17 protein-coding genes and 2 tRNA genes are annotated in these 20,007 nt (G+C 72.4%); 15 read left to right on the forward strand and 4 right to left on the reverse strand.

The genetic code is table 11. The features are described from left to right. Positions 1-125 precede the first annotated feature (125 nt). Together ACFV57_RS02175 and ACFV57_RS02180 are read left to right on the forward strand one after the other, a co-directional pair. Positions 126-752: a hypothetical protein gene (locus tag ACFV57_RS02175; RefSeq protein ID WP_385224734.1), complete on the forward strand. Its 627-nt coding sequence runs from the start codon at positions 126-128 to the stop codon at positions 750-752. Positions 753-1,010: 258 nt separating this feature from the next. Then, positions 1,011-2,108, forward strand: coding sequence for a hypothetical protein (locus ACFV57_RS02180; RefSeq protein WP_385224736.1), 1,098 nt, complete (start codon positions 1,011-1,013; stop codon positions 2,106-2,108). On the opposite strand, the gene ACFV57_RS02185 is transcribed toward ACFV57_RS02180, so the two are convergent. Further along, a complete protein-coding gene (locus ACFV57_RS02185; RefSeq protein ID WP_385224738.1) occupies positions 2,071-3,198 on the reverse strand; it encodes a M48 family metallopeptidase in 1,128 nt (375 codons plus the stop codon). The genes ACFV57_RS02180 and ACFV57_RS02185 overlap by 38 nt on opposite strands. A 140-nt stretch (positions 3,199-3,338) precedes the next feature. On the opposite strand from ACFV57_RS02185, the gene ACFV57_RS02190 reads away from it, so the two are divergent. The 10 genes from ACFV57_RS02190 to phsA all read left to right on the forward strand — a co-directional run bounded on the left by ACFV57_RS02190 (position 3,339) and on the right by phsA (position 10,814). After that, positions 3,339-3,506, forward strand: coding sequence for a hypothetical protein (locus tag ACFV57_RS02190; protein WP_385224740.1), 168 nt, complete (start codon positions 3,339-3,341; stop codon positions 3,504-3,506). Positions 3,507-3,672: 166 nt separating this feature from the next. Further along, a complete protein-coding gene (locus ACFV57_RS02195) occupies positions 3,673-3,834 on the forward strand; it encodes a hypothetical protein (RefSeq protein ID WP_031001894.1) in 162 nt (53 codons plus the stop codon). Between the two features lie 52 nt (positions 3,835-3,886). Then, on the forward strand, positions 3,887-4,516 hold the full coding sequence (gene nadD, locus ACFV57_RS02200; protein ID WP_385224742.1) for a nicotinate-nucleotide adenylyltransferase: 630 nt from the start codon (positions 3,887-3,889) through the stop codon (positions 4,514-4,516). A gap of 67 nt (positions 4,517-4,583) precedes the next feature. Beyond that, the gene (locus ACFV57_RS02205) at positions 4,584-6,503 is read left to right on the forward strand and encodes a LytR C-terminal domain-containing protein (protein WP_385224743.1); all 1,920 of its coding nucleotides are present in this window, start codon (positions 4,584-4,586) and stop codon (positions 6,501-6,503) included. A gap of 235 nt (positions 6,504-6,738) precedes the next feature. Beyond that, positions 6,739-7,173 (forward strand): ribosome silencing factor, encoded by a 435-nt coding sequence (gene rsfS, locus ACFV57_RS02210; protein ID WP_385225128.1) that lies wholly within the window; start codon positions 6,739-6,741, stop codon positions 7,171-7,173. Further along, positions 7,170-7,823, forward strand: a complete 654-nt coding sequence (locus ACFV57_RS02215) for a histidine phosphatase family protein (protein ID WP_385225130.1) — start codon at positions 7,170-7,172, stop codon at positions 7,821-7,823. The genes rsfS and ACFV57_RS02215 overlap by 4 nt, the downstream gene beginning before the upstream one ends. Before the next feature lie 149 nt (positions 7,824-7,972). Next, positions 7,973-8,045, forward strand: a tRNA-Ala gene (locus ACFV57_RS02220). Between the two features lie 265 nt (positions 8,046-8,310). After that, on the forward strand, positions 8,311-8,556 hold the full coding sequence (locus ACFV57_RS02225) for a hypothetical protein (RefSeq protein ID WP_385224745.1): 246 nt from the start codon (positions 8,311-8,313) through the stop codon (positions 8,554-8,556). A 3-nt stretch (positions 8,557-8,559) separates the two neighbouring features. After that, positions 8,560-8,793 (forward strand): hypothetical protein, encoded by a 234-nt coding sequence (locus tag ACFV57_RS02230; protein ID WP_004571982.1) that lies wholly within the window; start codon positions 8,560-8,562, stop codon positions 8,791-8,793. Positions 8,794-8,981: 188 nt separating this feature from the next. Then, the gene (phsA, locus tag ACFV57_RS02235; RefSeq protein WP_385224747.1) at positions 8,982-10,814 is read left to right on the forward strand and encodes an O-aminophenol oxidase PhsA; all 1,833 of its coding nucleotides are present in this window, start codon (positions 8,982-8,984) and stop codon (positions 10,812-10,814) included. 65 nt (positions 10,815-10,879) lie between these two features. Here phsA and ACFV57_RS02240 read toward each other — a convergent pair whose 3' ends face one another. Beyond that, positions 10,880-12,199, reverse strand: a complete 1,320-nt coding sequence (locus ACFV57_RS02240) for a glycosyltransferase 87 family protein (protein WP_385224749.1) — start codon at positions 12,197-12,199, stop codon at positions 10,880-10,882. Positions 12,200-12,363: 164 nt separating this feature from the next. Here ACFV57_RS02240 and ACFV57_RS02245 point away from each other — a divergent pair. Next, positions 12,364-12,436, forward strand: a tRNA-Ala gene (locus ACFV57_RS02245). Between the two features lie 341 nt (positions 12,437-12,777). Here ACFV57_RS02245 and ACFV57_RS02250 read toward each other — a convergent pair. Together ACFV57_RS02250 and ACFV57_RS02255 are read right to left on the reverse strand one after the other, a co-directional pair. Further along, complete coding sequence (locus tag ACFV57_RS02250; protein WP_385224751.1) at positions 12,778-14,319, reverse strand: NADH-ubiquinone oxidoreductase-F iron-sulfur binding region domain-containing protein; 1,542 nt, start codon at positions 14,317-14,319, stop codon at positions 12,778-12,780. Then, on the reverse strand, positions 14,316-15,341 hold the full coding sequence (locus ACFV57_RS02255; RefSeq protein ID WP_385224753.1) for a hypothetical protein: 1,026 nt from the start codon (positions 15,339-15,341) through the stop codon (positions 14,316-14,318). Before ACFV57_RS02255 ends, ACFV57_RS02250 begins: the two co-directional genes overlap by 4 nt. A gap of 637 nt (positions 15,342-15,978) precedes the next feature. On the opposite strand from ACFV57_RS02255, the gene leuS reads away from it, so the two are divergent. Next, positions 15,979-18,852 (forward strand): leucine--tRNA ligase, encoded by a 2,874-nt coding sequence (gene leuS, locus ACFV57_RS02260; protein WP_385224755.1) that lies wholly within the window; start codon positions 15,979-15,981, stop codon positions 18,850-18,852. Between the two features lie 168 nt (positions 18,853-19,020). Continuing rightward, a complete protein-coding gene (locus ACFV57_RS02265) occupies positions 19,021-19,824 on the forward strand; it encodes a hypothetical protein (RefSeq protein ID WP_385224757.1) in 804 nt (267 codons plus the stop codon). Positions 19,825-20,007: the final 183 nt, after the last annotated feature.

Below are 20,007 nucleotides of genomic sequence, written 5' to 3' on the forward strand. Positions count from 1 at the left end.
CCTGAAGCATGTCGTCACGGGGGACGGCCCCGTGCCCTGACGGTACGGGCGGGGAGCGCGGCGGCCCGCGGCCGAATTCCCGTGCTCCCCGCCCAAAAACGCCCGCCCCGGGCTAGTCTGGACGGGTGCCGGACGACGTGGGGGGCAAGCCGTTCCCGGACGGCGAGGAGCCCGACGAGCACAGTCAGCCGAGCCACGGGGAAGCGGACGAGGAGTTCGCCGCCGTGGTCCTCGACGAGGACTTCGTGCGGTCCGCGCGCTTCCACGAACCCACCGCGGTGGAGCGGTTGCTCGCCGCCGCCCAGGCCCGCGCCGAGGCCGACGCGGCCCGCGCCCGCCCCGGCTACGGCGCCGACCCCGACGACCCGGACGCCCGGCCGCGCACCACCGGCCGCCGCTTCGGCCGGGACCCCGGCGACGCCCGCCGGGACGGCCAGGACCCGGACGCCCACGGCCCGTACGGCCCGTATGGTCCGTACGGCGGGGCCCTGCGCCCGTACCGCGGCAGCGTCCGCTGGCACCGCCCGATGGCCTGGGTGCTCGCCGTCATCATGGGCATCGGCCTGGTCGCGCTCGCCTTCTCCGCGGTCTACCGCGGCGCGTCCGGCGGCCGCACGCAGAACCCTTCGCCACCGCCCGCGACCAGCGGTATGGACGGCGTACCGCCCGCCCGCTCCAGCGTGCTGCCCTCGGCGTCCGCTTCGGCCGAGTCGACGCCGCCGCCCGCGCCGGCCACGCCGCGCGCGCACTGAACGGCTCCGCCGGGCTGCACGGCCCCGGAGGGCTGTTCGGGTCTGGTGAACCGACCGGTTCCGGTGTGCCGAGCAGGGCCGGAGAGCTGAACGGTTCCGGTGTGCTGAGCGGATCGGTGCGTTGGCGGGGGCGGCTGCCCCCGCGCCCGGCGCGCCGCAAGCGGGGGGCGCAGCTCCGCTAGGACGGGCCCCGGAATCCGCCGAACTTGTCCCGTACCAGGGCGTTTATCGACGCCTCCGCAGACCTACTCTTGTGGTATGGCCGGTGCTGGTGACCCTCCCGAAGGGACCCCCGAGGGCGCCGCGGGAGGCGGAGAGGACGAATACCGATCCGTCGTCTTCGACGAATCGTTCGTACGGGCTGCACGCCTTCAGGAGTACTCGGCGAGGGAGCGCATGGAGGACCACGCGCGGGCCGTCCGCACCCGGCACGCCTGGGCACGGCTCGGCGGCGCCCGGCAGGCCGTACTCCTCGCCCTGCTCATCGTCATCGCCTTCGGCACCGCGATCTACATGGGCGTCCGCCACCCCTACCGGCCCCCCGAGCCGATGGCGGCGGAGCCGCTGCGGTCCACGGTCGTGCCGCTGGCGCCGACCGGCGCCGTACCGGGCGGAAAACCGGCCGACCTCTTCGCGCGTAGCCCCGCGGCGCAGTACCGCGTGGGCGCGGCGGGCGTCAACCTGCCCGTCGTCGAACGGACCGAGCACTTCTCCGACGGCCAGGTCGTCTCCGCCCTGACCCTCGCCAAGGACTACATCGTGCGCTCCTCGATCGACCCGGCCACCCTGACGGGCGGGTCCGTCCGGCCGGTGGGGCTGCTGGTCGAACCGGGCCAACTCGACCAGTTCGACCGGAGTCTGGCGCATCCGGCCGACGACGGGCGGCACGCGGCCACCGGCTGGCTGCTGCGCTTCGACCCGGCGCGGGTGGAGCTGGCCGATCCCAACGTACGGGTGAGCGGCACCCTTTCGGCCACCGAGGCCGGCTCGGACGCGCTGGAGATCAGCGCCGACTTCACCTTCGCCTACGCCGTGCGCCCGGCCGCCGCCAAGGGCAGCGCGGCGCAACAGGCCGCGGCTGCCTCGCTGTTCACCGTCCGCCGGGAGCTGCGCTTCCGCGTCGGCCGCGACGACCTGGGCGAGCACCGCCTGGAGGTGCTGCAGAGCAACCTCCAGGCGGGGCCGATGTCCTGCTCCGCCGACGCGGCGAGCGCGCTGCGCCCGCTGCTCGCGGGGCAGCGCGCCACGGACACCGGGCCGCAGGGCACCGACCCGTACGCCCGCGACCGGTCGAACACCGGGCTGTGCGGGAAGCTGGCTACTTCCCGGCCGAGTCCGGCCCCTGCGACCCGTTAGAGCCGTCCGAGCCGTTCGTACCGCCCGAGCCACCCGTACCACCGGAGCCGCCGGGCCGGGAGCCGCCGCGGAAGACCGTGTCCCGCAGCTTGCCGCCGAGGTCGCCGGCGCCGCCGGCGATGTCGCGCACCAGGCCCATCAGCGGGTCCTTGCTCGTGCGCACCGACTCCGCGTAGTGGGCGGCGGACTCGCGGAAGGAGTCGGAGACCGAGGTGTCCTTGTCCTCGTCCTTGCGCGGGTAGTGGCCGTCCATGATGCGCTGGTAGTCGCGGCTGGCCGCCCACTTCTTCAGCTCGGCCGCCCGCACCGTGGTGAAGGGGTGGCTGCGCGGCAGCATGTTCAGCACCTTCAGCACGGAGTCGCGCAGGTCGCCGCCGGCCTCGTACTCCTCGGCCTGCTTGAGGAAGGCGTCCACGTTCATCTCGTGGAGGTGGTTGCCGCCGGCCAGCTTCATCAGGCCGCGCATGGAGGCCTGCAGGTCCTGCCCGACCAGCAGACCGGCCCGGTCCGCCGACAGCTCCGACTTGCGGAACCACTCGCGCAGCGCCGTCACGATCGCCATGATCGCGACGTTGCCCAGCGGAATCCAGGCGACCTTCAGCGCGAGGTTCGTCAGGAACAGCAGGATCGTGCGGTACACCGCGTGGCCGGACAGGGCGTGGCCGACCTCGTGGCCGATGACCGCGCGCATCTCCTCCTCGTCGAGCAGCTCGACGAGACCGGTGGTCAAGACGATGATCGGCTCGTCCAGGCCGATGCACATCGCGTTCGGCTGGGGGTCCTGGTTCACGTACATCGGCGGGACCTTCTCCAGGTCCAGTATGTAACAGGCGTCCCGCAGCATGTCGTTGAGATGCGTGAACTGCTGGTCGCCGACGCGCACCGAGTCCGACAGGAACAGCAGCCGCAGGCTGCGCTCCGGCAACAGGCCGCTGAGCGTCTTGAAGACGGTGTCGAACCCGCTCAGCTTGCGCAGGGCCACGAGCGCGGAACGGTCCGCCGGGTGCTCGTAGGCGCGGGACGAGATCCCCGGGAACCGCCTGCGGTCCCGGCCCGGTACGCGCTCGCTGCCGCCTGGGCTCTCCGTCATTGGGGCCTCCCCCTGTTCGACTGCGTGTGTCTCAGACTAGAGGACGCCGCTGACAGTGATTTGGATGCCCAGGCGTACGCTGGCGAGCGCACCAGGGCCCGCAGATGCCCACATGCCCGTACAAAGGGAGCGCTTCAGTCATGCCGAACACGAGCGTGCTGCTCGCCGCCGCGGCGGAGACCTCGAAGAACGACGGGCCGGGGTGGATCCTGCGCACCGTTCTGATCGTCGGCGTCCTCGGCGCGGTGTTCCTCGCGTGGGTCCTGCTGCGCAATTACGGGAAGGACAACGACGACGGCCGGGAGTGACCCCGCCCCCGCCCGGCCGGCCCACCCGTCCGACGGCCCGGCGCGGCCCCGCGGACGGACGTCCGCACGCCCTCCCGGCGGAGTCGGCGTGAGACGCGGGTGAGCTCGCGCATACGATGTGGCGGAAGTCTCTGTCCGACCCCATCCCGGATTGGTTCTGCCGACGATGAGCCTGCACACCACCGCACAGCACCTGGTCACCCTCGCCGAAGGCGGTCAGGAGGGCGGCGCGCACGAGAGCCTCAACCCGTTCGTCACGGGCGGCGGCGCGCTGATCGCCCTGCTCCTGCTGCTCTGGATCACCACCCGCTTCAACCGGGACCGCTGAGGGCGGGCACCGGGACCCCGGCACCGTGCTGCGCCCAGTAGGGTCTGCACGCATGGGAGAGCAGACAGGGCCCGTGAAGCGGCGGCTCGGAGTGATGGGCGGGACGTTCGACCCGATCCACCACGGACACCTGGTCGCCGCCAGCGAGGTGGCCAGCCAGTTCCACCTCGACGAGGTCATATTCGTGCCGACGGGGGAGCCGTGGCAGAAGAGCCACAAGACCGTTTCACCGGCCGAGGACCGCTATCTGATGACGGTCATCGCGACCGCGTCCAATCCGCAGTTCTCCGTCAGCCGCATCGACATCGACCGCGGCGGCAAGACGTACACCATCGACACGCTGCGGGAGCTGCACGACCAGCACCGTGACGCGGACCTTTTCTTCATCACCGGCGCCGACGCGCTCGGCCAGATCCTGACCTGGCACGACGCGCCGGAGCTCTTCTCGCTCGCCCACTTCATCGGGGTGACCAGGCCCGGGCACATACTCGCCGACCCCGGGCTTCCCGAAGGGGCGGTGTCCCTGGTCGAGGTGCCGGCCCTGGCCATCTCCTCGACCGACTGCCGGGCGCGCGTCGCCCAGGGGGATCCGGTCTGGTACCTGGTGCCGGACGGCGTCGTGCGCTACATCGACAAGCGCGAGCTGTACCGCGAGGACCTGACCGGCCACGACGGCCGTTGACAGTTGACAACAGCTGCCGACGGCCGCTGACGACGACCGCCGACGGGGCTCACGGAAAGGGGCACCGGTGAACGACCGACACGACCCGTACGTGCCGCGGGACCCGTATGCCCAGGGCCAGCAGGGCCAGCAGGGCCAGCAGGGACAGCAGGGACAGCAGGGGTACACCTACGACGCCTATGGGCGGCCCGTGTACCAGGAGGCGCCGCAGCAGGCCGCGTACGACCAGTACGGGCAGCCGGTGGCCTACGACCCGTACGGCAGCCAGGCTCCGTACGACCCGTACGACCCGTATGGTCCGCAGCAGCACGGCGGGCAGCCGGGTGCCGGGCAGCAGATTCCGGGACAGCAGGGGGCGGGCCAGCAGGGCGCGGGGTATCAGGGCGCTGGGCAGCAGGGATACGGGTACGACCCGTACGGCCACCAGCAGGTGCCCCAGCAGGCGCAGTACCCGCAGCATCCCCAGAACCCCCAGCAGTACGACCCGTACGGCCAGCCGCAGCAGCCTCACCAGCCCCAGCAGCAACAGCAGCAGGGCTGGATTCCCCAGCAGTCGGCGCAGCCCTCGTACGAGCAGGTCTCCTACCAGGAGCCGGACCACCAGCCGGACCACCGGCCGTCCGGGCAGACCGCTCAGGAGACCGGCGCGCAGGCGCCGCGGGGCGGGGCGGCGGGCACGGCCGACCGGACGCCGGGCCCCGGGGCCGCACCGGGCTCCGCGGGCGACCAGGCCCCGGACTACCGCACCGAGCAGTTCTCGTTCATCGAGGAGCCGGCCGAGGACTCCGAGGACGTCATCGACTGGCTCAAGTTCACCGAGAGCCGTACCGAGCGGCGCGAGGAGGCCAAGCGGCGCGGACGCAGCCGCAAGGTCATGCTGATCGTGCTGCTGGTCCTGCTCCTCCTGGGCGGTGTCGGCTATCTGTGGTGGGCGGGCAAGCTGCCCGGCCTCGCGGGCGCCGACGCGGGCAAGGAGGACGGGGGCGCCGGACAGAAGCGCGACGTGCTCGTGGTGCACCTGAAGGACCCCAAGGGCAACAGCTCCACCGCGCTCCTGGTGGACAACGAGAGCACCCACAAGGGCACCACCGTCCTGCTCCCCAACAACCTGGCGGTCGCCACCGACGACGGCGGGTCCACGACGCTGGCCAAGTCCGTCAAGGACCAGGGCATCGACCCCACCAGGGAAGCCCTGAACACCCTCTTCGGCGCCGACATCAAGGCCAGCTGGCGGCTGGACACCCCGTACCTGGAGAACCTGGTCGAGACGACCGGCGGTGTCACGCTGGACACCGACGCCACCGTGCCCGCCGCCAAGAAGGGTGAGGAACCCCTCGTCAAGCAGGGCAAGGCCCAGGTCCTGAACGGCCAGGCGGCCGTCGCGTACGCCACCTACCAGGCGGCCGGCGAACCGCAGACCAAGCAGCTGGAGCGCTTCGGCCAGGTGATGCAGGCCACTTTGAAGAAGGTCTCCAGCGACGCGGACGGCGCCACGGCCACCGTGAAGTCGCTGCTCCAGGTCCTGGACCCGCCGCTCACCGAAGCGCAGCTGGGCAGCTCGCTCGCCCAGCGCGCCGACCTGGCGAAGTCCGGCGCCTACGGGACCACGCTGCTGCCGGTGCAGCAGGACGGCACGCTCAGTCAGCAGGCGGCGGACGGCGTGGTCAAGGAGGTGCTGGGCGGCACGGTCAAGAAGACCGACCCCAGCTCGACCCCGCGGATCAGCGTCCAGAACGCCACCGGCAAGAAGGACGCGACCGGCAAGGCGCGGATCGCCCTGGTCAACGGCGGGTACTCGTTCGTCGACGGCGGCACCGCCGCGGCGGCCCGGCCCGCCTCCGAGGTGACGTACGCGGACGCCGCCCAGAAGGCGAAGGCCGAGGAGGCCGCCAAGACGCTGGGGCTGCCGGCCGGCGCGGTCAAGCAGGGCAAGGCCGCGCAGAACGCGGACGTGACGGTGGTGCTGGGGCAGGACTACAAGGGCTGAGGGGGCGCAGGGGCGGAAACCGGGGCCAGGGGCCGGTACGGGACCTCTCGGAGGCCGTACGGGCGCCCGGAGGCGGCACGGGCCGCCGGGGGAGGGCGCGAACCCCGGGCCCGGCCACCCGTCCCGCCAGGCGGCGCGGGGGCCGCCTGTCCCGCCCTTTTCGCGTCAGCGGGGAGTGTCGGTGGTCCGTGAGACCCTTGGTGGGTACCTGACCACCGATCCCGAAAGCTGGATTGTGACCGCCACCGACCGCTCCATCGAGCTCATCCAGGCCGCCGCGCTGGCGGCCGCCGACAAGCTCGCGCACGACATCATCGCGTACGACGTCAGCGACGTGCTCTCGATCACCGACGCGTTCCTGCTGGCCTCGGCCCCCAACGACCGCCAGGTCAAGTCGATCGTCGACGAGATCGAGGAGCGGCTGAACAAGGACCTGGGCGCCAAGCCGGTGCGCCGCGAGGGCGACCGCGAGGCCCGCTGGGTGCTGCTCGACTACGTGGACATCGTCATCCACGTCCAGCACAGCGAAGAGCGCGTCTTCTACGCCCTTGAGCGCCTCTGGAAGGACTGCCCCGAGCTGGACCTCCCCGAGGAGGCCAAGGCCACCCGCGGCAAGGCCGCCGCGCACGCCGAGGCCACGTCGGCCGAGCAGGACGGAGACCTGAGCTGAACGGCACCCGGAGCGGCCGGGGCCGCCGGATAGTCCTGTGGCGGCACGGTCAGACGGCGTGGAATCTGGAGCGCCGCTTCCAGGGCTCGACGGACATCGAGCTGACCGACGAGGGCGTGGCGCAGGCGCGGCGCGCCGCCCGCCTGCTCGCGGCCCTCGAACCAGACATGATCATCGCCTCCGACCTGCGGCGGGCCGCCGCCACGGCGCGTGAGCTGGCGGCCGTCACGGGTCTGGAGGTCACGCACGACGAAGCGCTGCGCGAGACGTACGCGGGCTCCTGGCAGGGCCTGACCCACGAGGAGATCGTGGCGCAGTACGGGGAGCAGTACGCGGCGTGGAAGCGCGGCGAGCCCGTACGGCGCGGCGGCGGCGAACTGGAGACCGAGGTCGCCGACCGCGCGGCCCCCGTCGTGGAGCGCGGCGCCGACAAGCTGCCCGACGGCGGCACCCTCGTCGTCGTCAGCCATGGCGGCACGATCCGTACGACCATCGGGCGGCTGCTGGGCCTGGAGTCCCACCACTGGGAAGGGCTGGGCGGCCTGTCGAACTGCTGCTGGTCCGTCCTGGGCGAGGGCGCCCGCGGCTGGCGCCTGCTGGAGCACAACGCCGGCACGCTGCCCGAACCGGTGCTCGGCGACGACGACTGAGCGGTTCCGCGGCCCGCCGAGCGGGGCCTGCGGACCGCCCCGCCGCGGGCCCGGGGGGACCGGATTTCACATCCGGGCAGGTCGCAGGCTATTGTTCTTCTTGTTCGCGGCGCCGCCGGGGAAAACCCCGGAGGAGCGGAACAAGACCCGGGGCTATAGCTCAGTTGGTAGAGCGCCTGCATGGCATGCAGGAGGTCAGGAGTTCAATTCTCCTTAGCTCCACACCTCGGATGATCCCGTCTCCCGCTCTGGGAGGCGGGATCATTTCGTACCCGGACGCGCGCACGAACCGGCGCGTACCGGGGTAGACCTCGTCCGGGACGCGCGGCGCGAGGCCGTACGGCGGGTCCGCGTTCGACCGCGGCGCCCTCGGTGCTCCGGGCGCGGTACGGCGGTGTGCTGGCACAACGGGTGCGGCGGCGGGACTGACCCGGTCGGCGGTCCGTGGCAGAATTCGGACGGCGCCGGCAGGGGAGGAGAGAACGCGATGCCCACGAGCATCTTGGAGGAGGTCGACGACCTGCTCGATGCGGCCACCCCCGCGCGGAGCGCCGGCCCGCTGCCCGAGGATGCTTCCCGCCCCGGCCACCCCGCCCGCCCCGCCGCCCCGCGCGACACGGCCGGTGCCGTGCTCCAGTGCCCGACCTGCGGCTCGCCCCACGTGGCGCAGGTGCTGGGCGACAACGGCGGCATCTCGTTCGTGTGTACGGCCTGCGGCCACAGCTGGAGCTGACAGATGGGCGCTCACAGCAGGAAATGCGACTGGTGCGGCAGCGGGACGCCGATCGTCCGGGACATGGAACCGGTCAACGCCGACTACCAGTACTGGTGCGAGGAATGCGCCCGTGCCCTCGTCATAAAAGGCGATCCGATCGAGACGTACCGCGAGCTGGACGGTGAGCCGATCTACGGGCGTCTGCTCGACGAGCACTGCACGCTGAAGCGTTTCTATTCCTTCGCGACCGCCTGACGATTTCTCAGCTTTGGCCAAGGATGGTGTCGTATCTACCGGGTGAGCCGGTGTTGTGGGCATCAGTGCGAATTTTCCCGTTGAAGGCGGAACTCCGTGCGCAGGGCGGGGCGTTGTCGGTGTGAAGCTGCTGCCGGAGACGGCCGGTGGCACGGGGGAAGCGACACGGGGGTCGCATCGTGAGCGATATGACGATTCATCCGGTCCGGGAGGCGCCGGCGGTCCAGCCGCCGCACGCGCCGCAGAAGCGGGCTGCCGCCGCCGGGCTGACACCCTTCATGGACGAGCTGCGCGTCCCGCCCGTCCTGCGGCCCGGCCGCAAGGAGGGCCTGCGCGGCATCGACATCGACCAGACCACCACCTGGGTCCGGCTGCACTCCGAGCTCCCGCCGACGAAGGTGTGGGCGTACGGGGGCCACTACCCGGGCCCGACGATCGAGGTGCGCCGCGGCCACCGGCTGCGCGTCAATTGGAACAACCGCCTCACCGGCGCCTACCCGGTCACCGCCGTCGAGGCGGAGCGGTTACCGGGCGCGCCCCTGCCCACCGACGAGCCGGGCCGTGGGAAGAGCACCCTCGTGGAGGGCGTCGCCGCCCTCCCGCCCTGGACGGTCACGCATCTGCACGGCGCGGTAACCGGCGGCGGCAACGACGGCTGGTCGGAGAACGCGGTCTCGCCCGGCGACTCCCAGTTCTCGGAGTATCCCAACGACCACCGCGCGACCTCCTGGTGGTATCACGACCACGCCATGGACATCACGCGGTGGAACGTCTTCGCGGGCCTCGCCGGGATGTACCTGGTCCGCGACGACGAGGAGGACATGCTGCAACTGCCCTCCGGGGGCCGGGAAATACCGCTCGTCATCCAGGACCGCAACCTGGACACGGACGAGGACGGCCGCCTGACGGGCCGTCTGCTGCACAAGACGCAGATCGTGACCCGGGACAAGGACGGCAAGAACGTCACCCTGCCCTTCAGCGGCCCCTACACCCTCGTCAACGGAGTGATCTGGCCCTATGCGGACGTGGCCGCCTGCTGGTACCGCTTCCGCGTGCTGAACGCGGCGAACAGCCGCACCTTCGCCCTCCAGCTGGTCGACGACGCGACCGGCGCGCCGGTGACGGACGCGGTGTGGCAGATCGGCTCGGACGGCGGCCTGCTGCCGCGGCCGGTCCCGGTGGACGGCGCGCTGTCCGTGGCGTCCGCCGAGCGGCTGGACCTGCTGATCGACTTCGGCCGGCTGCGCGGCCGGACGCTCCGCCTCGTCAATGCCGCCCCTGGCGTGACGTATCCGGACGTGATGCAGTTCCGGGTGGGCTCCGCGAGGGTGCGCGACCCGTTCGTGCTCCCGCAGGTGATCTCCCCGTCCTTCGAGCGGCTCACCCACGCCACGGCGCCGGGGCACGAGCACCGGCTCGTCGTCCTGACCCCGCCCGGGCCGGTCGGCAACTTCCACCCGGAGATGTGGGAGATGCGGCAGATCCCCGACGCGGGTGTGCCGATGCCCACCGAAGGGATCATCCAGATCCGCGGCGCGGACGGCACGGTGCGCACCTACCGCCGTACGGCCCGGATGTTCGACGACACACTCGGCCATCTGGTCCGGCACGGCGACTGGGAGCAGTGGAGCTTTCTGAACCTGGGCGGCGCCGGCACCCACCCGATGCATATCCACCTCGTCGACTTCCAGGTCCTGAGCCGGGACCGCTATCCCGCGGCCCCGGACAGCCCGTACGACAACGAGGTCGGCGGCACCCGCACCCCGCTCGAATACGGCGGCGCCGAGCCGATATCCCCCGGCGACCAGGGCTGGAAGGACGTCATCCAGGTCCCGCCGGGCCAGATGGTGAACGTGCTCGGCCGCTTCCAGGGCGCCCAGGGCCGTTTCATGTACCACTGCCATCTGCTGGAGCACGAGGACATGGGGATGATGCGGCCGTTCGTCGTCATGCCGCGTGAGGTGCTGAAGTTCCATCACCACCAGCCCGGCGGGCACGGCCACGGCGCACGCCGGGCCTGAGCCGGGGCCGGGCCGGCTCGGGGGACCGGCCCGGCTCCCCGGCCCGCTGCCGGCCCTCGGCCCGCTCAGCGAGCCGTGGCCGGCTCCGCGCGGTCCCGCCACACCAGTACGGCGGTCAGGGCCAGGAAGACCAGCCCGGCGATCGGATAGATCCCGGACAGCAGCATCTGGCCGCCGTTCTGGTGGAGTTCCTCGTGGTGGTGGTAGCGGTGCGGCACGAACCACAGCGCGTACGAACAAAAGAGGAGGCCCATCGCGAGCGTCCCCGCCCACCACCGCCTACCGGTCCGGCTGCCGAAACCGCCGCGGCCGATCGCCTCCGAGCCGAGCAGGATCAGCATCGGTACGCCCCACACCCAGTGGTGCGACCAGGAGATCGGGCTGACCAGCAGAGCGGTCACCGCGCAGGCGACGGCCGCCCAGGCCCGCCGGCCACGCAGCAGCGCGCCCACCGCGACGGTCAGCCCGAGGACGGCGACGGCGACCGCGGCCACCAGCCACCACAGGCCGGGGTCGTGGGTGTGCAGCAGCCGGGCCAGCGCGCCGCGCAGCGACTGGTTGGCGGTGATCTCCACCTCGCCGACCCGGTCAGCGGCGAAGATGATCTCCGTCCAGAAGCGGCGGGAGTCGTGCGGCAGGACGATCGCGGACAGCAGCGCGGTGCCCAGGAAGGTGAGGCAGGCGACGGTGGCCTGCCGCAGCCACGGGTTCCACGCGCCCCGCGGACCCGCTCCCGCGCGCAGCCGCTGCCCGGCCCGTACGAGCCCGGCCAGCGCCAGGAACACGGCGAACAGGGCCGGGGTGAGCTTGATGCCCGCCGCCAGCCCGATACCGATACCGGCCCACCGGTTGGTGTCCCTGCGGGTGAGGTCCCACAGGACCAGCAGGGCGAGCAGCAGATTGATCTGCCCGTAGCGCAGCGTCGTCCACACCGGCTCGCACCAGACCAGCACCGCGGACACGGCCAGTGCCGCGGCGAGCGGCGGCACCCGCTTAGGCCGCCCCACGAGCCGCAGGCCGAGGTGCACGACGGCGACCAGCAGCAGGAGGTTGCCGAGCGTGGCGAGCGTGCGCATCTCCGGCACACCGACCAGCGTCAGCGGGACGAACAGCAGGGCCGCGAAGGGCGGGTAGGTGTTGGGCAGGTTCGCCGAGGTCGCGACCATGTCGTAGAGGTCCTCGCCGTTGCGGGCGGTCGAGCCCTCCGCGCGGTAGACCATGAGGTCGATCATCGTCACGTGCGCCAGTCGCTGCACGACCCAGAAGGCCGCGAAGGAGACGAGACACCCGACGACCGCCGTCAACAGCGGACGGCGGCGGACGAAGCTCCTCAGCGGGGCGCCGCCGCCGGGTGCAGCGGACTGTTCCAGCTCCAGCGCGGACACGGCGTACAGCTCCCCAGGACGAATCGGGCACGGCCCGCCGACAGTACATCGGCCCGCTCCCGGGGACCGCCCACAACCGATTTGGCAGAAGGCGGGGAGGGCCGTGTAATGTAGGCGATGCCGCAGCGGGGAGCCGCCAGGAAAACCGCGGCGGAGCAAGGCAAGGGGCTATAGCTCAGTTGGTAGAGCGCCTGCATGGCATGCAGGAGGTCAGGAGTTCAATTCTCCTTAGCTCCACAGAAGAGCCGTAAGTGAGTCGACTCACAGGTGGTTCGCAAGATCCCGTCCGGTCTGGTTGATCGGGCGGGATCTTTGGTTTTCTTGAACGTGGCCCCGCGAGCGCCCGTAGGACGCGATGCTCGCATCCGGCTTTCCCGGGGCCACGAACGCCCGGATGAGGGCGCGGGGTTCGCGGGGGCCGGAGAAATCGTTGCGCGGGCGCTGCGCGGTGGCAGGAGCGGGCCCGTCGACCATCCGGCCAATCTGGCATGTACACGCTGGTGGCGGGCGGCTTCTCCGAGGCGTTTGCGGAGCAGGTGCGCCGTCTCCGTGACGGCGGCAGCAGCAGCCGGTCGGCGTCAGGGCTTTTCCAGGCGCAGGGCGAGGGCGGGGCAGCGGCGGACCGCGCGTTGGGCGCGGTTGTGGAGCCGGGCCGGGAGGGCGGTGTCCGTGATCAGCGGGTAGCCGTCCGGGTCGAGGCGTACGGCTTCCGGGAGCAGCTTCGCGCACAGCCCGTGGCCCTCGCAGAGGGTCCAGTCCACCGCCAGTCGGCCCGCGGCAGCCGTCGGGCTCGCGGTTCCCGTGCCCGTACTGCCGGCCGCGTCCACCGTTTCCGGCGCCGGGAGGGGCAGCACTCCGGCGGTCTCCCGGCCGCATCCGCCGCCCAGGACGTGCGCCGCGAGGTCGTCCGCGAAGGCGGTCAGTGCGGAGAGGACGAACCGCACGGCGCCGTCCGGGTGTTTGCACGCGCCGCGCCCGTTCACGGTCTGTGCGGCGCGCCGTACGGTTTCCAGGGCCTCCTGGCCGCCGCCCGCCAAGGTGTCGGCCAGCGCGCTGGCCATGGAGGGCAGGCCCAGGCGGCAGGGGCCGCACTGCCCCGACGACTCGGCGGCGAGCCAGCGCGCTACGTGCAGGGTCTCGCCGAGCGGGCAGGTGGCGGCGGGCACGGGCAGCACCGCGCCCGCGCCCAGCGCTCCGCCACCGGCCGCGAGCGCTTCGCGGGTGACCACTGTCCCGTACGCGGTCGCGGCGTCCAGCCAGGCGCCGTGGTAGCCGCCCACCAGGACGCCGCCGGGGGCGGGGTCGGCGGCACACATCTGGAGGACGTACGGAAGCGGCACCCCGCTCGGGACCTCGACGACGGTGGGGGAGGGCACCGCCCCGGACACGGTCAGAAGCAGGGTGCCGGGCTCCGAGGGCGCCCCGGTCGCGGCGTACCGGTGCGCGCCCAGCCGGGCCGCGACGGCGAGTTGGGCGAACGTCTCGGCATTGGACAAGAGCGTGGGCACGCCGCCGAGCCCGGACTCGGCGGCCCGCACGCGCCGCCCCGGCGGCAGCGAGGGCCCGCCCTCGGCCGCCCGGATCAGCGCGGACGCCTCTCCGGAGACCAGCCGTTCCGGTACGCGGACGAGCCGGGCGCGCAGCGACCGCCCGCGCCGGCGGTCGCTCAGACCGCGCTCGGCCAGCGCGTCCCGCACCGACCGCTCGGCCGTCTCCTTGGTCACGCCGACCACCAGCGTGCGGGCGCCCAGGGCGTCGGCGGCGAGCAGCGCACCGTCCAGCACCAGATGCGGCGCGCGGCACAGCAGGACGGTGTCCTTGCGGCAGGCGGGCTCGCCCTCACAGCCGTTGACGACGACGGCGGGCCGCACGCCGGAGCGCCGCGCGTGGTGGGCCACCGCCTCCAGTTTCCGTACGAGGGGGAAGCCCGCGCCGCCGCGCCCGCGCAGCGCGATGGCGTCGGCCAGCTCCACCAGCCGGTCCGCCGGTACGGACGGCGGGGAGCCGTGGGTGAGCAGGTGCGCCCGTCGGTCGAGGCGTTCGGCCTGGTCGAAGCCGGCGGTCAGCCGGGGCGGCCCGATGGCGTGGACAGGCGGCACGTCGGGCAGCGGGCCGGTCACGGACGGCTCCGGCCGTGGTAGGCGGGCTGGGCGGGCGCAGGGCGGAGAGCGGGGCTTCCGTAGGGCGGCGTGGGGGCCAGGGGCAGGTGGGGCGGCGGGGGCGGAGGCTGGGCAGGTGGCGGGGCGGTGGCAGTACCGGCGCGCAGGCGGGCCCGTAGTACGTGGGGGAGGAAGGCGCGCGCCAGTAGGGCGGCGGCGACGGCTGCCAGGCAGAGCACGTATGCGGCGGTGACCCAGCCCGAGGGACTGCGGCCCGACTTGAGGCCGTGTACGAGCGCCAGGCACCAGGCCGGATACGCGCAGGCGTGCAGCGCGCGCCAGCGTTCCGAGGCGCGGCCGCGGCCGGCGAAGGCACTGCGGAGCGCGCCGGTCGCGGCCGCCAGCAGCATCAGGTAACCGGCCGTGGCCCCGAAGCCGATCAGTACGGAGGCGCCCGGGGCGGGCGTCGCAGTGAAGGGCAGCAGCGCGTTCAGGGCATGCGCGTGCTCCTCGGCGACCTTGACCGCGATGTGCAGGACCAGGAAGCCGAGCGAGGAGGTGGCCAGGGCCCGGTGGACGCCCTGGGCGAGCAGTCGGCTGCGGGGCAGCAGGACCGTACGGCCGGCGGCGACCAGTCCCCAGACGACGGCGGCCGTGAGGGAGACGAGGGACAGTACGCCGCCCGTGAAGTCGAGGAAGCCGCGCAGCGGGTCCGTGCCGGAGAGCAGGAGGAGGACGAGCGCGGCGACGGCTCCGCCGGTGAGCGCGGGGTGGCGGCGCAGTCGGGGCAGGCGCAGAAGACGGGAGAGGAGAGAGAGGGAGGAGAGGAGGGAACGGGAAGAAAGTCGGGAGTGATGGGAGAGGCGGGCGCGGTTCAGCGTCGGGGCCGTCGCCGGGCCTGGCGGGGGCGGGCGTCGGGGGCCGCCCGAGGGCGCCGCGCGGCGCAGGCCGGAGGGCGGGCGGGGTAAGCCGGGGACGCGGAGGCGGGGTAAGCCGGGGAGGCGCGGGCCGGGGGCGGCGCGGCTCTTGCGGTGGGGACGCATGGGGGAAAAGTAGGGGGGCGCGGGGCCGGGGCGGCGGGCTTTCCGTAAGCGGGGTGGTGCGGGGCGGCGCGCTGCTACCGTCAGGCGCCGGACTTGTTCGGAGGGGCTGCCAGGGGCTGCTGCGAAGGGGCTGTGAGGGGCTGGACGGGGCTGCGAGGGGCTGCCTCGAAGGACTCCGGGGACCTTGAGAGCTTCGGGGGCTTTGGAGGGCGCTTCGAGCGCTCCTGGGCTTCGGAAGGCTCGGGGGGCCGGGGGTGGGCAGGGCTTCGGAGGGGCGTGGTGCGCGTCTCCGGGTGCGCTGATCGACTGCTCCTCCGGACCCTTCAGGCCATCCCCGGCCGCCACGGCGGCCCCCACCTGCCTCCGCCTGCCAAGCCGCCACCTCCGTCGGCCGGGCCGCCGCCCGCTCCGCGGTTGGACGGCTCGCAGCGGGCCCGGCGCCCCCTGCGGTACCCTGGCGCCATGCGTGCCGTACGCCTTCTGCTTAGCGGGCCGCGCTGATCAGTACCGACCGGTGAGCTTCCGGTCGGCATCGGCGCGGCGTCCCCTCCTGTGCGAGGGGTCTTTTTGTTTCCGCAAAAATTCGCACTTTTCGCAGTAGCCGCAGGCAGAGACGACCGATGGAGCTTTGAGGACGATGAGCGAGACGACTTCGGCTGCCGAGGTGGCAGCGCCGCACCGCTATACGGCAGCGCTGGCCGCCGACATCGAGGCGCGCTGGCAGGACTTCTGGGAGGCCGAGGGGACGTACGAGGCCCCGAACCCGAAGGGCGACCTGGCCGGCGACCCGGAGCTGGTGGCCAAGCCGAAGAAGTTCGTCATGGACATGTTCCCGTACCCCTCGGGTGCGGGGCTGCACGTGGGCCACCCGCTGGGCTTCATCGCGACCGACGTCTACGCCCGTCACCTGCGTATGACCGGCCACAACGTGCTGCACACCCTGGGCTTCGACGCTTTCGGCCTGCCCGCCGAGCAGTACGCCGTGCAGACCGGCACGCACCCGCGGGTCTCCACCGAGGCCAACATCGTCAACATGCGGCGCCAGCTGCGCCGGCTGGGCCTGGGCCACGACCTGCGCCGTTCGGTCGAGACGATCGACCCGGACTACTACAAGTGGACCCAGTGGATCTTCGTCCAGATCTTCAACTCCTGGTACGACGCCGACGCGAAGAAGGCCCGCCCCATCGGTGAGCTGGTGGCGCAGTTCGAGGCCGGAGAGCGTACGACTCCGGACGAGCGCCCCTGGAGCGCGCTGAGCGCTGCCGAGCGCGCCGAGGTCCTGGGCGAGTACCGCCTGGCGTACGCCTCGGACGCGCCGGTCAACTGGTGCCCCGGCCTGGGCACCGTGCTGGCCAACGAGGAGGTCACCGCCGAGGGCCGGTCCGAGCGCGGGAACTACCCGGTCTTCAAGGCCAAGCTGCGCCAGTGGAACATGCGCATCACCGCCTACGCGGACCGCCTGCTGGAGGACCTGGACGGGCTGGACTGGCCGGAGGCCATCAAGCTGCAGCAGCGCAACTGGATCGGCCGGTCCGAAGGCGCACGCGTGGACTTCCCCGTCGGCGACGAGAAGATCACCGTCTTCACCACCCGCCAGGACACCCTGTTCGGCGCCACCTACATGGTGCTGGCGCCCGAGCACGAGCTGGTCTCCGGCGAGCGCTCGATCGTCCCCGACGCCTGGCCCGAGGGCACCCACGACGTCTGGACCGGCGGATACGGCAGCCCGGCCGAGGCCGTCGCCGCGTACCGCAAGCAGGCCGCGGCCAAGTCGGACGTCGAGCGGCAGGCCGAGGCCAAGGACAAGACCGGCGTCTTCACCGGCGCGTACGCGACCAACCCGGTCAGCGGCGAGCGCGTCCCGGTCTTCATCGCCGACTATGTCCTGATGGGCTACGGCACCGGCGCGATCATGGCCGTCCCGGCGCACGACAGCCGTGACTTCGCCTTCGCGCGCGCCTTCGAGCTGGCCATGCGCTGCGTGGTGGAGCCCTCGGACGACCGCGGACAGGACCCTGCCACCTGGGACGACGCCTTCGACTCGTACGACGCGAAGATCGTCAACTCGGCCGGCGCCGACATCGCGCTGGACGGCCTGACCGTCCCGGACGCCAAGATCAAGATCACCGAGTGGCTGGCGGCCCGCGGCATCGGCGAGGGCACGGTCAACTTCCGGCTGCGCGACTGGCTGTTCAGCCGCCAGCGCTACTGGGGCGAGCCGTTCCCGATCGTCTACGACGAGAACGGCGTCGCGCACGCGCTGCCCGAGTCGATGCTGCCGCTGGAACTGCCCGAGGTCGACGACTACTCGCCGCGCACCTTCGACCCGGACGACGCCGACACCCAGCCCGAGACCCCGCTGTCCCGTAACGAGGACTGGGTCAACGTCGAGCTGGACCTGGGCGACGGCCCGAAGAAGTACCGCCGCGAGACCAACACCATGCCCAACTGGGCGGGTTCCTGCTGGTACGAACTGCGCTACACCGACCCGCGCAACGACCGGACGCTGGTCGACCCCGAGGTCGAGCAGTACTGGATGGGCCCGCGCGAGGGGCAGCCGCACGGCGGCGTCGACCTGTACGTGGGCGGCCAGGAGCACGCCGTACTGCACCTGCTGTACGCGCGGTTCTGGTCCAAGGTGCTGCACGACCTGGGGCACATCGCCTCCTCGGAGCCGTTCCACAAGCTGTACAACCAGGGCATGATCCAGGCGTTCGTCTACCGGGACAGCCGCGGCATCGCCGTCCCGGCCGCCGAGGTCGAAGAGCGCGACGGCGCGTACTACTACCAGGGCGAGAAGGTCAGCCGCGTCCTGGGCAAGATGGGCAAGTCCCTGAAGAACGCCGTCACGCCGGACGAGATCTGCGCGGAGTACGGCGCGGACACGCTGCGCCTGTACGAGATGGCGATGGGCCCGCTGGACGTCTCGCGGCCGTGGGACACCCGCGCCGTGGTCGGCCAGTACCGCCTGCTGCAGCGACTGTGGCGCAACGTCGTGGACGAGGCGACCGGCGGGCTCACCGTCGTCGACGCGGAGCCGGACGAGGACGCGCTGCGCGCGCTGCACAAGGCGATCGACGGCGTCGGCCAGGACCTGGCCAACCTGCGCTTCAACACCGCCATCGCCAAGGTGACGGAGCTGAACAACCACCTGACGAAGGCGGGCGGCCCGGTCGCGCGCTCGGTGGCCGAGCGCCTGGTGCTGCTGGTCGCGCCCCTGGCGCCGCACATCGCCGAGGAACTGTGGCGCAAGCTGGGCCACACCGACTCGGTGGTCCACCAGGACTTCCCCGTCGCCGACCCGGCGTACGTGGTCGACGAGACGGTGACCTGCGTCGTACAGATCAAGGGCAAGGTCAAGGCGCGCCTGGAGGTCTCGCCGTCCGTCTCCGACGCGGACCTGGAGGCGGCGGCGCTGGCCGACCCGGCGGTCGTGGCGGCGCTGGGCGGGGCGGGCATCCGCAAGGTGATCGTGCGGGCGCCGAAGCTGGTGAACATCGTTCCCGCGTGAGGCGCCGTGCCCATGGCCTGAGCCCTTCGCCGGGCGTGGCTAAGGGATGACCACTACGGGCAGGTTGGGGGTTCGAAGGGAACCCCCGACCTGCCCGTTGCGTTTACGGTGGAAGAGCCGGAACCCCGGCGCCTTCGCCACCATGCCGTCGCCCGACGAGGAGAAACCATGGAAGCCGTCGCCGCGATCTTCGGGCTCCTCTTCCTGCTGTTCGTCGCGGCCGGCGTCTTCGTCACGGTCAAGGCCGTCAAGGCCGCCAAGCGAGGGGTGGACCGCGGGGTGGCCCAGGCGCGGCGGACGGTCGAGGACACCACCCTCAGGGCCCGCCAGTTCACCCAGCCCGGCGTGGCCGGCGAGCTGGCCCAGCTGCGGCTGTCGCTGCGTACGTCCATGCGGGCCACCCAGGACGCGCTGCACACCGGCGCGGCGGAGGACGCCTCGCTGACCGAGGCCCTGGGCCTCTTCGAGCGCCTCAGCGCCCACGGCCACGAGCTCGACGACGAGCTCAAGCGGCTGGAGCGGGAGCCCGACAAGGCCAACGTCACCTCCCGGCTGCCCGAGCTGCGCGAGCGGCTGCAGCGCATCACGCATTCCGCGGAGTCGCTGCGGTGGGCCGCCCGGGACCGCGCCCGGCAGTTCGCGGACGACGACCTGACCGCGCTCGGTGAACAGATCGACATGGAGGCGGGGGCGCTGCGGCACTGGTCGAAGGAGCCCTTGGAGGAGCGCATCCAGGCGTCGGAGGGCGAGGCCTCCGGGGGCGCGTCGGCGGCCGGAGCCGGGGCTTCCGCGGCTGGGGCGTCCGGTACCGCCACGTCCGGTGCCGCCGCTGCCGCTTCCTCCGGAGGCGCGGCGGGGCGGAAGTCCTGGGGTGCCACCGAGGACGAGAAGCCCGCCATCACGGCCCGGGACCCGCGTACGCAGCCCTCGTATCCGTGGCAGAAGGCGCCGCGTACGGAGCGGACGATCTGAGCCGGGTTGGGCTGGGCTGATCTGGACTGATCCGGGTTGGGTCGGGCTGACCTGGGTGGGGCTGGTTCGGTGGGGCTGCGGGCCGGGCGTCGGGCCGGGTACCGGGGGCGGGGCGGGAGCGCGTAGGCACTTTTGGTGCGTCCTTGGCCAAGCCTGGGGGATCATGAAAGGGGCCCGCACTGT

Origin of the sequence: Streptomyces sp. NPDC059788, assembly GCF_042732265.1 — a bacterium.
Lineage (GTDB): Bacteria > Actinomycetota > Actinomycetes > Streptomycetales > Streptomycetaceae > Streptomyces.

What these genes read in the sequence shown, in the direction of transcription:
- ACFV57_RS02180 (WP_385224736.1), top strand. Translation starts at nt 1,011, where the DNA reads ATGGCCGGTGCTGGTGACCCTCCCGAAGGGACCCCCGAGGGCGCCGCG.
- ACFV57_RS02185 (WP_385224738.1), bottom strand. Translation starts at nt 3,198, where the DNA reads ATGACGGAGAGCCCAGGCGGCAGCGAGCGCGTACCGGGCCGGGACCGC.
- ACFV57_RS02190 (WP_385224740.1), top strand. Translation starts at nt 3,339, where the DNA reads ATGCCGAACACGAGCGTGCTGCTCGCCGCCGCGGCGGAGACCTCGAAG.
- ACFV57_RS02195 (WP_031001894.1), top strand. Translation starts at nt 3,673, where the DNA reads ATGAGCCTGCACACCACCGCACAGCACCTGGTCACCCTCGCCGAAGGC.
- nadD (WP_385224742.1), top strand. Translation starts at nt 3,887, where the DNA reads ATGGGAGAGCAGACAGGGCCCGTGAAGCGGCGGCTCGGAGTGATGGGC.
- ACFV57_RS02225 (WP_385224745.1), top strand. Translation starts at nt 8,311, where the DNA reads ATGCCCACGAGCATCTTGGAGGAGGTCGACGACCTGCTCGATGCGGCC.
- ACFV57_RS02230 (WP_004571982.1), top strand. Translation starts at nt 8,560, where the DNA reads ATGGGCGCTCACAGCAGGAAATGCGACTGGTGCGGCAGCGGGACGCCG.
- phsA (WP_385224747.1), top strand. Translation starts at nt 8,982, where the DNA reads ATGACGATTCATCCGGTCCGGGAGGCGCCGGCGGTCCAGCCGCCGCAC.
- ACFV57_RS02255 (WP_385224753.1), bottom strand. Translation starts at nt 15,341, where the DNA reads ATGCGTCCCCACCGCAAGAGCCGCGCCGCCCCCGGCCCGCGCCTCCCC.
- leuS (WP_385224755.1), top strand. Translation starts at nt 15,979, where the DNA reads ATGAGCGAGACGACTTCGGCTGCCGAGGTGGCAGCGCCGCACCGCTAT.
- ACFV57_RS02265 (WP_385224757.1), top strand. Translation starts at nt 19,021, where the DNA reads ATGGAAGCCGTCGCCGCGATCTTCGGGCTCCTCTTCCTGCTGTTCGTC.